At 53.1% G+C, this 14,478-nt stretch carries 19 protein-coding genes and 2 pseudogenes; 15 read left to right on the forward strand and 6 right to left on the reverse strand.

Annotated features, from left to right (window positions below):
* The first annotated feature begins 630 nt into the window (after positions 1-630).
* From D7X94_RS14110 to D7X94_RS14120, 3 genes are all read left to right on the forward strand, one after another.
* Positions 631-1,278, forward strand: a complete 648-nt coding sequence (locus tag D7X94_RS14110) for a hypothetical protein (RefSeq protein WP_120428313.1) — start codon at positions 631-633, stop codon at positions 1,276-1,278.
* Between the two features lie 116 nt (positions 1,279-1,394).
* Positions 1,395-1,688, forward strand: coding sequence for a hypothetical protein (locus tag D7X94_RS14115; protein WP_207667183.1), 294 nt, complete (start codon positions 1,395-1,397; stop codon positions 1,686-1,688).
* Positions 1,689-1,726: 38 nt separating this feature from the next.
* Positions 1,727-2,149, forward strand: coding sequence for a hypothetical protein (locus D7X94_RS14120; protein WP_120428315.1), 423 nt, complete (start codon positions 1,727-1,729; stop codon positions 2,147-2,149).
* Positions 2,150-2,160: 11 nt separating this feature from the next.
* On the opposite strand, the gene D7X94_RS14125 is transcribed toward D7X94_RS14120, so the two are convergent.
* Positions 2,161-2,631 (reverse strand): NUDIX hydrolase, encoded by a 471-nt coding sequence (locus tag D7X94_RS14125; protein ID WP_120428316.1) that lies wholly within the window; start codon positions 2,629-2,631, stop codon positions 2,161-2,163.
* 127 nt (positions 2,632-2,758) lie between these two features.
* On the opposite strand from D7X94_RS14125, the gene D7X94_RS19900 reads away from it, so the two are divergent.
* The 9 genes and pseudogenes from D7X94_RS19900 to D7X94_RS14160 form a co-directional block, all read left to right on the forward strand.
* Positions 2,759-3,502 (forward strand): DNA cytosine methyltransferase, encoded by a 744-nt coding sequence (locus D7X94_RS19900; protein ID WP_442857916.1) that lies wholly within the window; start codon positions 2,759-2,761, stop codon positions 3,500-3,502.
* A gap of 99 nt (positions 3,503-3,601) precedes the next feature.
* Positions 3,602-4,267 (forward strand): DNA cytosine methyltransferase, encoded by a 666-nt coding sequence (locus D7X94_RS14135; RefSeq protein WP_158591034.1) that lies wholly within the window; start codon positions 3,602-3,604, stop codon positions 4,265-4,267.
* 147 nt (positions 4,268-4,414) lie between these two features.
* Positions 4,415-4,588 (forward strand): DNA adenine methylase, encoded by a 174-nt coding sequence (locus D7X94_RS19680; RefSeq protein WP_330558225.1) that lies wholly within the window; start codon positions 4,415-4,417, stop codon positions 4,586-4,588.
* Between the two features lie 162 nt (positions 4,589-4,750).
* Positions 4,751-5,053 (forward strand): annotated as a pseudogene (locus D7X94_RS19685) (DNA adenine methylase); the annotation flags it as partial.
* Between the two features lie 157 nt (positions 5,054-5,210).
* Positions 5,211-5,486, forward strand: a complete 276-nt coding sequence (locus D7X94_RS19300; protein WP_243111331.1) for a hypothetical protein — start codon at positions 5,211-5,213, stop codon at positions 5,484-5,486.
* The gene (locus D7X94_RS14145) at positions 5,483-5,827 is read left to right on the forward strand and encodes an AbrB/MazE/SpoVT family DNA-binding domain-containing protein (RefSeq protein WP_120428318.1); all 345 of its coding nucleotides are present in this window, start codon (positions 5,483-5,485) and stop codon (positions 5,825-5,827) included. The genes D7X94_RS19300 and D7X94_RS14145 overlap by 4 nt, the downstream gene beginning before the upstream one ends.
* A gap of 6 nt (positions 5,828-5,833) precedes the next feature.
* On the forward strand, positions 5,834-6,139 hold the full coding sequence (locus D7X94_RS14150; protein ID WP_120428319.1) for a hypothetical protein: 306 nt from the start codon (positions 5,834-5,836) through the stop codon (positions 6,137-6,139).
* Positions 6,127-7,224 (forward strand): MSCRAMM family protein, encoded by a 1,098-nt coding sequence (locus D7X94_RS14155; RefSeq protein ID WP_442857917.1) that lies wholly within the window; start codon positions 6,127-6,129, stop codon positions 7,222-7,224. The genes D7X94_RS14150 and D7X94_RS14155 overlap by 13 nt, the downstream gene beginning before the upstream one ends.
* Positions 7,225-7,700: 476 nt before the next feature.
* Positions 7,701-7,880, forward strand: a pseudogene (locus tag D7X94_RS14160) (flavodoxin); the annotation flags it as partial.
* On the opposite strand, the gene D7X94_RS14165 reads toward D7X94_RS14160, so the two are convergent.
* From D7X94_RS14165 to D7X94_RS14180, 4 genes are all read right to left on the reverse strand, one after another.
* The gene (locus D7X94_RS14165; protein WP_120428321.1) at positions 7,830-8,474 is read right to left on the reverse strand and encodes an MATE family efflux transporter; all 645 of its coding nucleotides are present in this window, start codon (positions 8,472-8,474) and stop codon (positions 7,830-7,832) included. The pseudogene D7X94_RS14160 and the gene D7X94_RS14165 overlap by 51 nt on opposite strands.
* A gap of 29 nt (positions 8,475-8,503) precedes the next feature.
* Positions 8,504-9,679 carry an MFS transporter gene (locus tag D7X94_RS14170; RefSeq protein WP_120428322.1) on the reverse strand — a complete coding sequence of 392 codons (1,176 nt, stop codon included), beginning with the start codon at positions 9,677-9,679 and terminating at the stop codon, positions 8,504-8,506.
* Positions 9,680-9,754: 75 nt separating this feature from the next.
* Positions 9,755-10,759 (reverse strand): LacI family DNA-binding transcriptional regulator, encoded by a 1,005-nt coding sequence (locus tag D7X94_RS14175; protein WP_120428323.1) that lies wholly within the window; start codon positions 10,757-10,759, stop codon positions 9,755-9,757.
* Between the two features lie 218 nt (positions 10,760-10,977).
* Complete coding sequence (locus D7X94_RS14180) at positions 10,978-11,370, reverse strand: LysR substrate-binding domain-containing protein (RefSeq protein WP_120428324.1); 393 nt, start codon at positions 11,368-11,370, stop codon at positions 10,978-10,980.
* 137 nt (positions 11,371-11,507) lie between these two features.
* Here D7X94_RS14180 and D7X94_RS19905 point away from each other — a divergent pair, with 137 nt between their 5' ends.
* On the forward strand, positions 11,508-11,798 hold the full coding sequence (locus D7X94_RS19905; RefSeq protein ID WP_120428325.1) for a helix-turn-helix domain-containing protein: 291 nt from the start codon (positions 11,508-11,510) through the stop codon (positions 11,796-11,798).
* A gap of 401 nt (positions 11,799-12,199) precedes the next feature.
* On the opposite strand, the gene D7X94_RS14190 is transcribed toward D7X94_RS19905, so the two are convergent.
* Positions 12,200-12,586: a putative ABC transporter permease gene (locus D7X94_RS14190; protein WP_120428326.1), complete on the reverse strand. Its 387-nt coding sequence runs from the start codon at positions 12,584-12,586 to the stop codon at positions 12,200-12,202.
* Positions 12,587-12,885: 299 nt separating this feature from the next.
* Here D7X94_RS14190 and galE point away from each other — a divergent pair, with 299 nt between their 5' ends.
* Both galE and D7X94_RS14200 read left to right on the forward strand, forming a co-directional pair.
* Positions 12,886-13,908, forward strand: coding sequence for a UDP-glucose 4-epimerase GalE (gene galE / locus D7X94_RS14195; RefSeq protein ID WP_120428327.1), 1,023 nt, complete (start codon positions 12,886-12,888; stop codon positions 13,906-13,908).
* Entirely contained in the window at positions 13,892-14,464 is a 573-nt protein-coding gene (locus tag D7X94_RS14200) for a Maf family protein (RefSeq protein WP_120428328.1), read from the forward strand. Before galE ends, D7X94_RS14200 begins: the two co-directional genes overlap by 17 nt.
* Positions 14,465-14,478 lie beyond the last annotated feature (14 nt).

Raw genomic sequence — 14,478 nt, forward strand, 5'->3', positions numbered from 1 at the left:
AAACTCTTTCCCACACCACTGGCATTTGTGCTCTGTTCCCATTCCTTATATCCTCCGTTTTTCTTCATCCCCCCTTCATTATACCGCCTTCTTCTTTTCTTGCGTAGGTTCGTATCTATTTTTCGCTTACCCATCCAGTTAAAGTATTTGAACGGTGAGCAGAAACTATTCGATATGGAAAAATACGATATCCATTGTATTTTTGCCGCACCAGGTTATCACTTTCTCACATCCTATAACCCTGTATGTATACGACCAATTTTGGTTGAGAATATGAATTTTACAGGTATATTCTGGTTTCCAATTTCACCACATACACTTATCTCTTTATCAAAAAAGAATAGTGGAGATTTGTTAAGCCGAAATCTACATATTTACCATTATCTCATTACAGGTGAAAGCATCTGGACATTTAATAAACACATTTGTGAGAATGCCATAAACATAGTCATATCTTCGGAACGGATAGAAGATCCCCGCTTCAAATTTCTGAAGAACTAATTTCCATAGTAATGAATAAGCTAAACGCCGTCTGCCACGATATGTGGTTATTGTTTGCTTTTGGAACCATATATAAGTTGTTAAAAGTCAAATAGCATTTTAAAGTTAATTCCGGAGGAGATAGATACTATGGCTATAGGTTTTATGGATATTGTTCGTTTGCTAAATATTGATGCGCCTATTCATTTTACACCAAGAGAGAAACTTGATAAACAAAATTATGTGTCAACCCGTATTATGAGCGATGAGGAAAGAGATGCAATATTTGATCATACGCATGATATCAGCAAAAATTATAATTGTGCAGAAGTAGGGTTATATTTCCCTGACATTGAAGTAGATGAATACTATTTCTTAGAGTGTCAACGAAATCCCGTTGCAATCGAAGTCGAAATGGAAGAACTCCAAAAAGTAATACCGATTGAAAAGAATGATATTTCTCTCATTTGGGCTATTTTCTGTGTTCTCCATGAATATGGACATTGGATTCATTTTAAGGACAGTGGCATGACTGCAAAGGAATACTGTGAAGAAAGATTTCCTGAACACAAAAAAATTCTTCCAATGGAACAGCGTATTGCTGCGATGCCGGATTTCCATCCTAATAAGTGGATGCTTGCAAGAGAGTTACATAAAATCTATGCAGAACTCCCAGATGAAAAAGCCGCAAATGAGTATGCGATAGAACATATTGCTGACGCAGTTGTACTCATTCAACGTGCTATCTTGGATTGTCCCCCCAAAAAAGCTGAACCCCCTACTTCAAATCATTCTTGATTTCGCAGTTTATCTGAACCCCCTGTCAAGTGAAAAATGGCACCCCTAAAGGCGTAAGGGGAGCCATTGTATCAGAATCTATGCGGTATGCCATCCTAGGAAAACCAAAAAGATATTTGGGCAAAAAACCGCGTAGTTACGCGGTTTTTTGCATCTCAAAAGCCTGGATTTCGAAAGTGCCGAAACGTGGATGTAAAAATGGCCTTTTGGCTTTGCGGCAGGAAGTGAACCCTCACAACAACAGAATAGGGAAAATTGGGATGGCAGCAAAAGGAAAACTGCTGGCCCTCTTGCTGCAAAAACACATAGCCGATCGCTGGAGAGCAACCTCCAAAATAAGCGACCGGCTTTTTAATTTTCAGGAAGAAGGTGCATCAAATGATCAAGGTAAAAATCACAGGAAAGGCTAGGGCATCTCTCCACCGAGATCCACCAGCTCTACCATGATATGCGTGAGGCTGGCATCAGCAAGCCCCCGAAAAACATCCTGCTCCATGACGATGAGGACGTGGAAGTCACCCTTTCCTCTGACAACGAGATTGGCAGCTGCCTGTTGCGAGTGCTCGGAAAGCATGACACTCTGGCTGACGCCAACACCGTGGCCTTTGCCGTGTCTGCTGCCAGAGAGGAAATCCTCCCAAAGCTGGAACAGAACATCGTCCACAACCAGTATCTCACCAAAGAAATGCTGTTCGATGGTATTAAGGACACGACCCAGGCCGCTGGGCCGGTCAAGCTGACGTTCTACTGCCCCTTAGTGGGCCAGCTGGACGATGGCGAGTGCGACCAGTATATCGAGGTGGGCGGCGGGTTCCTGGCAACGTACCAAGACCAGATCGAACAAGCCCCCGAGATGGACGATATGGCCTGAAAAACCGTTCCTTACGTAGCTCTTCCATTGCTGATGCTACTGACCCATTCTTTAAGCACAGGTTTTACCGGCGGAGAGATGTTTTCCGGCAATTCGTTTGCTGAAAAGAAACGCAGCCTTTCCACTTCGCCGGCCTGCACTTTAAGGCTCCCCGTGTGTTTTTTACAAAGATAAACAACGTCCACAATATAAACCTCATCGCCATTCGGATACACATGATGAAAGTCTTTGCCGGAAAAGACACCGAACAGTTCCAATTCGTTGGCAACGAGGCCGGTTTCTTCCAGAAGTTCACGCTTTGCGGCGGCTTCTGTCGATTCGCCTAGCTCCAGAGCCCCTCCTGCATATCCCCAGCAATGATTGTCTGTCCGCTGCTGCAAGAGTATCCTCCCCTGCCCATCCTCTACGATCACGCTTGCGCCCACCATGAGAACGGGCTGGTGCCCTATCCATTTTCTCAATTCCATAATGTAGTTCGGCATACTGATCCCTCTGATTTGTTTGGTAATGGATTTACTACATTATAACAATAAAACTGTCAAATTGCAAGAATAGTACAGACGACCTTTTTTGCGGTGAGACGCACGAGGTCGGCTCGCCCATGAGAATATGAAATTAAATTTAACTATAAGACAGGTCGGATGGCAGATGACTATCCGACTTTTGGATATGTTCGCAGGAATCGGCGGGTTCCGCTCCGGCCTGGAGGCCGTGGGCGGCTTTGAATGTGTCGGTCATTGCGAGATAGACAAGTATGCAAATCAGGCATATGATGCTATGTATGATACGGAAGGAGAAGTGTTTTTTGCAGACGCCAGAACCACTGACCCGGCAGCGCTGCCGGATATCGACCTTATTTGCGGCGGCTTCCCTTGTCAATCTTTTTCAATCGCTGGAAAGCGGAGAGGATTTGCAGATGACGCCAGAGGAACTCTCTTTTTTGAGATTGCCCACATCGCCGCCGCTAAAAGACCTGCATTTCTGCTGCTTGAGAACGTTCCCGGTTTGCAGAGTTGCGTAGCAACTCTTTCGCATCGACAACTGCCAGACGTTTGCGACGATCCTCGGTGCGCTGGCATAGGGGCCCCCGCAAAATCGAAGATTTTGTGGGGAGAGGAGGAGCGGCGGAGCGTGCGAGCTTTTGCCCGTTTACGGGCGAAACGAGCAAGCGCAGCCCGCGACAACGAGGCGTACGATGTCGCGTGGCTGAAGTGCATGAGTTGGGCAAGCCCAACTCACACAGCAAGGATTTTGGAGTTCCCCAATCCCGCAAGAGGGTGTATATTGTCGGATATTGATTCAAGAGTTTATCGGCCTTGCCCAGAGTTTTGCAAGCAAAACTCTGGGACTTAACGGAGCGTTAGCGACGTTAACGGCGGCGGCTCCATTGAGCAAGTCCTACCTGGCCCGGAAGGGTGCCGGGTCTATTCCCCAGCAGGGGTGTCAATCACCTTGACAAGCAACGCTGGAGGTTTCGGCGGGCGCAGCGGGCTTTATGACGTGAGCCTGCCCATCAAGGTCATGACCAAGGCTGGCTATCAGCTTGCCCATCCCGGTGACAGCATTGACTTGGCCTATGCCACCATGAACACCCGGCGCGGGCGAGTCGGGGACAAGATAGCGCATACTGTCACCCCTGGAAATAATCAGGGGTATTTCTTTATCGACCTGAACGAAAGCCCGGAACTGACGGAAAATGCCAGGTGTCTGCTGGCAAATCAGGATGCGGGCATCGGGAAGTTTAAGGGTGGGAAATCAGGAGTTTTTGTGGAAGGACAGGCCCCATTTTCCATTCCTGTGCAAGACGCGGACGGCAATCTGCACTACGGTAAAGTTCGCAAACTTATGCCTATCGAATGCTGGCGCTTGCATGGGTTTAGTGATGAACAGTTCCACAAAGCTGCCGCAACCGGGCTGTCCGACGCCCAGCTTTATAAGATGGCTGGGAATGCGGTCACCGTGCCGGTCATTTCCGCTTTGGGCGAGAAAACCAAAGAGATATTTGGGGGCACATGGTTGTCTGACTATGTGTCGAACCGTCTGGGCGGCTTTGAAAGTTTCCCATCAGAGGAACCCACAGAAACAGAGGACATGGATGGCGGCCTGTCCATAAAATAAGTATAGCAAAATTATAAGCCGGTATCAATCGTTCAGGAAACGATGATACCGGCTTTTTTCGTTTTCTGGGCGATTTCCCGGCGTACAAAGGAGGATGATCAAGAGATGTCCTATCGTCCATCTCTCATCAAATCGCCGGTATCTTGGATGGGCAATAAGGCGCCCATCCTCCCTATCATTTACAGCCTGTTCCCCCTGGAGTACGGCAGGTTCGTGGAGGTGTTCCGCGGCTCCGGGAGCGTGCTGCTGGGAAGCCGCCTGACCCTTTCGAGGTGTATAACGACTTCAACCAAACCCTCACAAATCTGTTTCACTGTATGAAAGAGCGGGCGATGGCTTTCTGGCAGAAGAAATAGAGCTAACAGACATCCTGTTTCCGCCACCAGCGGCAGAGGAATTGAGGGCCATCCGGCAGCGCATCACCAAGGATTATGACGTGCATCGGGCCGCCATGTACTTGAAGTTGCTGCGCTATAGCTATTCCTGCGGGAAGAAGTCCTTCGCCTCCCAGCCTTTCGACCTGCGGCGGCTGTTCAGCCTGATTCAACAGTTAGAAAACCGGCTGGCCAATGTTGTAATCAAGACTTTGAAACCCTCATCCACCACCATGACCGGCCTGACACCTTCTTCTACCTCGACCCGCCGTACTTTTCCACGGAGGATATGTACGCGGTGGAGTTTGCCTGGGCAGATCATGTGCGACTGCGGGACATGGCAAGGGATATACAGAGACGGTTCCTGCTGTCCTACAATGATTGCCCGGAAATCCGAGATTTGTACGACGGCTTTCCAGTATTCGATTTCACCAGGGTGCACTCCATGGCCCAGAGGTATGAGGCCGGGAAAGAGTTCAAGGAGCTGCTCATCAGCAATTACGATTTATTCGAACGAGAAAAATCAAAACCAGCGCAAATGAAGTTTGAAATACTAGGAAGTGATTATTTTGTCAAAAGAACAATTCATTTTGGTGTCCGTGCTCTTGGAAATGTTCCTGGAGGCTGGCATCAATACCGAAAGCATCATCCAGGTGAGCGCCCGCGAGAGCAAAATCATCATCGACACCCCGGACAGCACCGAGGATTACGTCTGCGACAGGGATTGTGATAATTGCCCGCTTAACGCAGTCCCCTGCGAGTTTGAGTTGTGTAAGAGTTGGCACGAGTGCCAACTCTGCTGTCCTTGCGAGGCCAACTGCGACGGAGGGGGGCTTAACGAATGAAAAAGCTGCTGCGCATTTTAGGCAAGCGGGGTCGCATTACCATCCCCTTTGAAATCCGGCAGCGGGTGGGATTTGCTTACAACGACGTGCTGTCCTTCACCAAGTCCAGCGATGGCAGGTCAGTGATCGTTCGCAGGGAGAAGCTCTGTGATGATTGCCAAGGCAAGGGAGCGCGGGCGGTGACAGATGACCGCGCCATGCTATGCGAACTGTTGGACTCCTTGCCCACGGAATTGAAGATGGTGGCGTTTGTGCAGCTTTCGGAGAGCCTGGGCAGGCTGCCCAAGAGGGAAATTCGAACTGCTCCGCCGCGCCTCCGGGATGCGGAAACGCCCATGTGATGGGAGGTGTTTTTCTCTTATACCGCCTCGCTGACCGACACCAACAAGGTGCTGGGCAACTACACTTTTTCCTCCGATTATAGTACCATGAAATTCAGCACCAGCGGGAACGTGCTGACTATCACATCCCCCACCGCGCCCACCGGCAACGTAACGGTTTCTGCCAGCAAGAAGGATTCCAAGCGCATGGGGCTTGTGGTTTGGGATGACGGCACTTTCGGCCCCGGCGTGGGGCAGCAGAACACCGTCACCTACACCCAATCCGTGACTGACCCCATCGCGGCTTATCTTAAGCTGAATTGTGTCCAATAGTTCATGCAAATCCTTTACATGAACTATCCGGCTCCGCCAAGATCGTCAAGAGCTCCGAGAACGGCAAGGTGGAGGGTATCACGTTCAAAATCACAGGTAACGGCGTTGACCAGACCGTTACCACCAACTGGCGAGGCGAGGTGCAGATCGACAACCTCCAGCTGGGCCAGTATACCGTCACGGAGCAGGTGGCTGGCGACTATATCCCCCAGGAGCAGCAGAAAGTAACCGTGCAGGCTGGTCAGACGGCAACCGTCAGCTTTAACAACAGCTTACAGAAAGGTAGCCTGACCGTCACCAAGAATAGCAAGGATGGGCTGAATTCCGGTGTTCGTTTCCATTTATATGGGACTTCCAGTATGGGCGAAACTGTTGACCTCTTTGCCACCACCAGCAGTTCTGGTGTAGCGCAGTTCCCCGATATTCCCATCGGCAGCGGGTATACCCCGGAGGAAGTGGATACGGCTGTCCGCTACGTTGTGCCCGCCGCCCAAAGCGCCAATGTTGAGTGGGAGAAGGTTACCAACGCTACCTTCCGCAATGTCCTCAAGAAATTCAACATCACTCTGGATAAAGTGGATGGCGAAACAGGCACTCAGCAGGGCGACGCCACTCTCGCAGGCGCTGTGTACGGCGTGTACAAAGACGGCGAGCTGGTAGACACCTACACCTCCGACAGCAAGGGCCACTTTACAACCAGTTATTATACCTGCGGCTCTGCTTGGACGGTGCAGGAGATCAGCCCCAGCGAGGGCTATCTGTTGGACGAAACCGCCTACCCCGTGGACGCTGACCCCAAGCGGTATGAGGTGGAGTTCAACTCGGCCCCGGCTCTCACCAGCCCTGAGACCGTCGTGACCGGGAAAATCACCATCTTCAAACATTATGACGATGGTTCCACCCAGATCGAGACCCCGAAGTCGGCGCGGAGTTCGCCGTGTTCCTCGAGTCCTCTGGCAGCTATGACAGCGCAAAGGACAGCGAAAAAGATTATCTCGGCACTATGCTCCTGCTGGTACTGCTCCCGCTTACAGGGCTTTACCTTGTCCAACTGCTTACGGACGCTCTTGTATTTGTCATACTGAGCGCACATTTCAAGCCGTTCATCCAGGACGGCGAGGCGGCGTTCTGCACTCACGATTTTGTCGGACAAGTCATAATAGTGGCTGTTTATATCTATCTGGCAGACTGGGCGAACAGGAAGGGCGAATACTGACCTGCTATCCCTACTATTGCCGGGGAGTTGAAGCTGTCGCAATTTACTGTCCGCAGGGCCTTGCAGGATTTGAGAAAAGCCTAATTATTGGAAACGGAGCAGCGCTACCGTGCCAAGAGCGGCAAGAGCAGTTTGCGTTTTCGGCTGTAGAAGATATGACAGAAAGCACCTGCCGCCAAGGAGCAATCGCGCTCTTTTGGTGGCAGGTGCCTCCTGTCATCATGACGGGTGTAGAGAAGTATCCCTTTAGAAAAAGTCATACAGCAGAGAAGAAAGAGTGCTTTCTCTTGACTTTGACCCCCGCTCCAAGGTGTACAATATAGGAAAACTGAAGGAGGACTCCCTGTGAACAAAAAATTAGTCGCTTACTTTTCCGCCAGCGGCATGACCGCCAGCGCCGCCAAAGCCTTGGCCGAGGCCGCCAATGCCGACTTGTACGAGATAAAGCCCGCCGTACCCTACACCAGCGCCGACCTAAACTGGCAGGACAAAAGCTCCCGCAGCTCGGTGGAAATGCGCGACCCCGGCTACGCTCATATGGAATACCGCCACGAACAGCAGATCCAGGCCGATATTGAGCAAAGAGGAAAAAATCAATATGCACAGGGGCGTGAAACTGTTGCCAAAGGCCCGCATGATGCCGGAGAATATGTTGTGGCCCACGGTGGCCAGCAGCCCGGCACAGATAACAAGCATATAACTGTACGCCTCTTTCAGGATGGATTCCGGCGTATCCATCAGAACCATAAACTGCCGCAGGAACAGCAGCGAGATAATCGTCATTATCAGGGTGATGCCCCCGCTAAGTGCAAAGGTGGAGGCGATGGCCCGGCGCAACCTGCCGGGTTCTTTCGCGCCAAAGCATCGGGTGATCACCAGCACGAACCCTCCCGCAAGCCCGCCGGAAAGCTGGATGATAAGCCCGTAAAGCGACCCGGTAGAGCCAATAGCAGCGATGGCTCCGTCCCCCAGCACATAACCGGCGACTACCGTGTCGACTACACTATATATTTGCTGGAAGATGCTGCCGATCAGCAGCGGTATGGAAAATCTCAGCACTAAGCGCAGGAATTTGCCCTGGGTCATGTCTATGGTGCGTTCTCTCTTGGCGTTTGTCATGATAAAACCCTCCTATATATTCTGTGAAATTATATTTTTTTAGAGTGTATGGGCCGAAAAACAAACATGCTCAGAAACAACGCTACTATGGGCAGAAGTACGGCGATACCATAAATGTTCCGATAGCCCAGAGAACCCGCCGCCAGCCCCCAGAGAAAGGAACCCAGCGAGTACCCCAGGGAACCCATGCAGCTATAAGTGGCCGCAGCGGCTCCCCGGCGCTCTGCCGGGGCACGGGACATGGAGATGGGGCCGATGGCCGCGTTGCTGATCCCGCCGCCGAATCCGTTGAGTATCCCCGCCGCATAAAACAGGATATCACCGCCCATAAAGAACAGACACACAAAAGCCAGCCCGGACAGTAGCAGACCCGCCACAAACAGTAGCCGCAGGTCAGACAGCCTGTCAATGATCTTCCCCAAAAGCAGAGTAGCCAGCAGAAAAGCGGCGGCCTGCAGGGTAAACAGCAGGCTGATATCCCTGACCCCGGTCTCCACCCCATAGGTGGGGAGATAGGCATAGGCGGAGCCGGCAGCCATAAGCAGCAACTGGACTACTCCGGGCAAGAAAGCGCTCTTTTCCAGCAAAGCCCAAAGTCCGCGCTGCCGTGTGTGTTCGTTCTCTGCCTGCTCGGGGACAGCCGGGGCTTTCGTACCGCGAAAGGTCAGGCCAAGGATAGCTCCGACGCCAAAGAGCAGCGCGCCTCCCAGCCAGACAGGGGCATAGTTTTCACCGAAAATCAGCCGCAGCCCCACAAAGGAACCCGCAGCCCCAGCGATAGTCCCGGCGATGCCGAAATAGGACAGCCCGCTTTTCACCTTTTCTTGGGGCAGCACGTCGGTGGCGATGGCCGTCTGGGACACTGACCCGGCAGAGATACCAAAGCCCTGTACGAGCCGTATCACGATGATGGGCAGGGCCATAGGCAGCGCGATGAACCCCACCATCCCCGCCGCCATGATGAGAAAGCCGGAGCATAGCACAAGGCTTTTCCCCTTTCTGTCTGCCAGCGCCCCCGCCAGAGGAGCGCCCGCCATAGCCGCCATAGCCGAGAGGGCGTGGCCCATCCCCAGCACGGACGGGGCGAAGTTCAGTCCGTCTAAGTAGAGGGGCAGCACGGTCATGATGAACTGGTTGCCCATTTGCAGCAAAATCGCGGCAGTAAAAATCCGCAAAAACCTCCGATTCCAGATGTTGTTATGCATGATTCTATCTCCTTCTCTTTGTGTGTTACCGGTGACATATTTCTCTTAAAAAACCGCCGGAGCGTTCCGGCAGGTTTATTTTTCTGAAATCGTGCCCCGGTCGATATAGCGCATATCCAGAAACCTTGTCTGAGGTGGAAGCTCCGGCTCCTCCATGCGCTGCAAAAGCAGCTCCATGGCCGCCTCGCCCACCTGGGACAAATCCGGCTCCACGGAGTTGATGGGCGGGGCCAGTTCCTGGGCGATACGGTTATCGTACCCGGAGATGCTCATGTCCTCCGGCACCCGCAGCCCTGCGGCGTAGAGGGCCTGCATAGCGCCCGCCGCCAGAATATCCGCCGTGCAGAAAACCGCCGTGGGACGCTCCGTCAGGGCCAGCAGCCGCTCCATAGCCTGCCGCCCCAGCTTGATGCCGTAAGTCTCCGTCAGGCTGAGCAGCTGCTCTCGGCGCGGCACCCCGGCCTCCTCCATGGCTCGGCGGAAACCCTCTAATCGGTGCGCCTCCACCGTAGCGAATGGCTCCGGCCCCAGAAAAGCCACCCGCCTGTGGCCCTTCTCCAAAAAACGCTTGGTGCTCTCATATGCCCCATCCAAATCCCGAAAGCAGATGTTGTCTACAAAAGGGTCGGCATAAGCCCGCTCCACCGCCACCACCGGGATGGACCTTGCCCATAAGAGCTCCGTCTGCCCTTCGGTGAGATAGATATTGGAGATAACCGCGACCCCGTCCACCCGCATTCCAATGAATTGGCGAATCAGCTCCTCCTCGTCCCGCACCTCCACCCGGCTCTGCATGGTGAACAGCCGGTAGCCCCGGCGCTCCGCAGCGGCCATCAGCGCCTTGCTGATCTCCTGGTGCAGGTTACTGGCGTTCTCCACCACCAGGCACCCGATGGTATTGCTGCGCTTGGTGGTCAGCGCCCGTGCGATGGTGTTGGGGACATAGCCCAGCTTTTTCACGGCGGTCTCCACCCGTTCCCGGGCCTCGGGGGAGACGTACCCCCGCTTATGCAAGACCCGCCCTACCGTTGCAGTGGACACCCCGGCCTCCCGGGCAATGTCCTTCATTTTCGGTTCCATTCCCTCACCGCATTTCGTTGTTTTATGGTTGTGTCACCGATGACATGTTAGCATATAAAAAATCTAAAATCAATAGGGAAAAGAAAAAATTTTTCGTGGTGAGGTCTATTCCTCTATTTCCTTACCCTCCCCATACGCTGCCTGTATCTCCTCCAGCAGCGCTTTTGCCGCCGGGGTGAATGCCTGGAACTTCCGCCATACCAGATACATTTTCGACTCTAGCCGTGGGTATAGCGGCCGAAAGCAAAGGCCGGTGTTTGGGTTGATGTCGAACAAGTCTTTTTTAGGGCGATGGCGTAGCCCAGCCCCTCCTGCACCAAAATTTTCGAGTTATAGCTCAGATTGAAGGTGGCTGAAATGTTAAGCGAATCCACCTCCTCCCCGAACCAGGACAGCAAACTTGTGCGCAGGCTCTGCCTGGTGACGACCAGCGGCAGGCCCAGCAGGTCTTCTTTTTGAATGACCTCCTTCTGGGCCAGGGGGCTGTCCTCCCGCATGGAGACTCCCAATATGTCTGTATAGGGCAGCACCAAGCCGTTGTACCGCCCCAGGTCGGCGCTCTCTACCAGCACGCCGAAGTCTAAAAGGCCCTGATCCAGCCGCAGGGTCACGTCCTCCGCGTCGCCGCTTTGGTGACGCGGCGCTCCCTGGCCACAGCCAAAAAGTAACGCAGGACGCGTATTTCCATTTTTCTCACCTCTGCTGGTATTATAACGCCAGCAGTTATTCCTATATTTCTATAGAAAAGATGTATCCGGCCCCGCATAGGTCTCCCGAAGAAAAGTTTATTGATGCTGTAAATAAGCGGATTCAGAATCAAAGTGCACCAACTAATTTGCAAACATTGCGAAAAATCGCGGGATATTCCCAGCGGGTGTTATCAGAAAAATCGGGAGTCAATCTGCGAACGCTTCAGCAATATGAACTTCGGGCAAAGGATATTACCAAGGCATCTGGTCGGAGTTTATCTGCGTTATCCAAAACGTTGGGATGCCGGATGGAGGATTTACTGGAATATGCTATGAATGAGGCGGATTAATTTTGGACCAAAATACTCCAAACCGGATTAAGTGTGGAGAGCGAGGAAAGGCCATCACCATTACATAGTGGTGGCCTTCGGCTTTTCTAGTAGTTTTTTGAAGGAATATGTTCCAGTCTTTCCAAAACTGTGCCGTTTCGGGAAAGAATATTAAATTCATTTCTATACAATAAAAAGAAGATGATGAAAATTTTTACGCTGGTTAGCTTAGCTAAAACAAAACATTGAAAACGTTTACAACGAGCGAAGCAAGGAGTGGGTAAAATGTTTCGGAGACTTCGCTCTGCGAAGTCTCGCCTTTCTCAAAGGCCGCGGGGGTTGGGGGACGCTGGTCCCCAATGGGGGCCAGCGTCCCCCAAGGTCTTAAAAAGCATGCTTTCTGCGAAAGCCGCTTTTGCCGCTCAAAGAATTGTCTCCTGGGCCCGTCTGCATAGCTGGCACAGAGCCATAGCCGGCAGTGTGAGGCCGCACCACAGCAGGGAGTATGGCAGGCAAACTTGGCCCATAAGATTCAGCGGCATTTGAGAATAGTCCCAAACCTGCATTCCCAGAATATGGTTGACTACAACGCCGGCAGCCAGCTCTACGCCAGTGATGAGCCCCGCTCCGGCAAGACAGCGCAGAAGCAGATTCTTTCCATCCAGACGCCCGCAGCATATCCGGTTGATAAGGCACAGGCAGACGCCGCCGGCAATGGCCATAGAGTAGTGGGTGTGCCCTCTCCAGGCCATTTCTAATGTAGGATAGGCGCAGCTGCCAGTTAGAAAGATCATTCCGTCATGATTCATATGAACTTCCTCCTTTCGGGTTCTGCCATGATAATTTCGTTCAGAGAAATAAATGGGCCGACAGAGCACAGGCAAAGAGAACACGCGGGCGGCGGACCGCTTAAAAAAACCGCAGGACGGTTCTGTTTCTTGCCTGGCAGTCCATAGTATCTCCCGCAAGTATGGAAACTATTTTGACCATTTCTCGGAGAATATTGATTTTTGCCTTGAAAATCCTTGTATTTCTTCCGTTCTTTGCCTATAATATTTGCAAAGGCGGAGAATCCGCAAAAAGAAACTTCCGGAAAGGCGGGGTCGTGATGAAGGTTTTGGTAACAGGCGGTGCGGGATATATTGGCAGTCATACAGTGGTAACGCTTTTGCAACAAGACCATCAGGTGGCGATTGTAGACAATTTGTGCAACAGCAAACGGACGGCGGTTCAGCGTGTCGAGGAGATTACCGGAAAGAAGGCCGCGTTTTATCAGTGTGACGTGCGGGACGAGGAGGCCCTGCGGCAGGTCTTTCAGAAGGAGAAGCCCCAGGCGGTGATCCATTTTGCCGGGCTGAAGGCTGTGGGCGAATCCGTGCGGAAGCCCCTGGAGTACTATGACAACAATATCGGCTCCACCCTGGCGCTGCTGAAGGTGATGGCGGAACAGGGTGTGAATAACATGATTTTCAGCTCTTCGGCCACGGTGTACGGTGAACCGGCTACCGTGCCCATTCGGGAGGACTTCCCCTTGCCCAGCAGCGCAAACTGTCCTTATGGCAATACCAAGCTGATGATTGAGCACATCCTGACCGACTACGTTCACGCCCATCCGGAGTTCAGCGCCGTGCTGCTGCGGTACTTCAACCCGGTAGGCGCCCACGAGAGTGGGCTGATCGGCGAGGATCCCAACGGGATCCCCAACAATCTGGCCCCCTATATCGCCCAGACGGTGGTGGGCAAGCTCCAGAAGGTCCACGTGTTCGGCAATGACTATCCCACCCCCGACGGCACCGGCGTGCGGGACTACATCCACGTGGTGGATCTGGCGGAAGGCCACGCTGCGGCTCTGGGGGTGTTTGAGAAGGGCTCCTGCGGGCTGAAGATCTATAACCTGGGCACGGGCAGGGGCTTCTCCGTGCTGGAGATGATCGCCGCTTTCTCCAAGGCCGCGGGCAAAGAGATCCCGTACGAAATTAACGCCCGCCGCCCCGGAGATATTCCCACCTGTTATGCGGACTGCTCCCTGGCCAAGGTGGAGCTGGGCTGGGAGGCCAAAAAGACGGTGGACGACATGTGCGCGGATACCCTCCGCTGGCAGAGGATGAATCCCAATGGCTTTGAGGATTGAGGAGAGAATCGTGCTGGCCTCTCAGTCTCCCAGCAGGAAAATGCTGCTGGAGCAGGCAGGGGTCAGTCTGGATGTGGTGGTCTCCGGCGCGGACGAAACCGTTCCGGCGGATTTCACCCCCGCCCAGACGGTGGAGTGTCTGGCCCTGCGGAAGGCCCAGGCCGTGGAGCCCCTGTGCCCTGGGCGGGCCATTGTGGCGGCGGACTCGGTGGTGAGCATCGACGGTATGATCATCGGCAAACCGGCGGACGATGAGGCGGCCAAGGCCACCCTGGAGCGCCTTTCCGGCAAGACCCACAGGCTCTACACCGGCATCTGCCTGCTGGTGCGGGGAAAGACCCAGGTGTTCCATCAGATGACGGAGGTGACCTTCTACCCCCTAACCCGGGAGGAGATCGACGAGTATGTGGCCATGGGCGAGTCCACCGGCCGGGCGGGAGGCTATGGCATCGAGGGCGTGGGCGTGATGCTGGTCCGGGAGATCGCCGGGGACTACCCCAATATCGTGGGCCTGCCCGTAGCGGAAACCCTCCGCCGCCTGCGGGAGATGCTATAGCTTTGGCACAAAAC

The organism is Acutalibacter sp. 1XD8-33 (assembly GCF_003612555.1).
GTDB lineage: Bacteria > Bacillota > Clostridia > Oscillospirales > Acutalibacteraceae > Acutalibacter.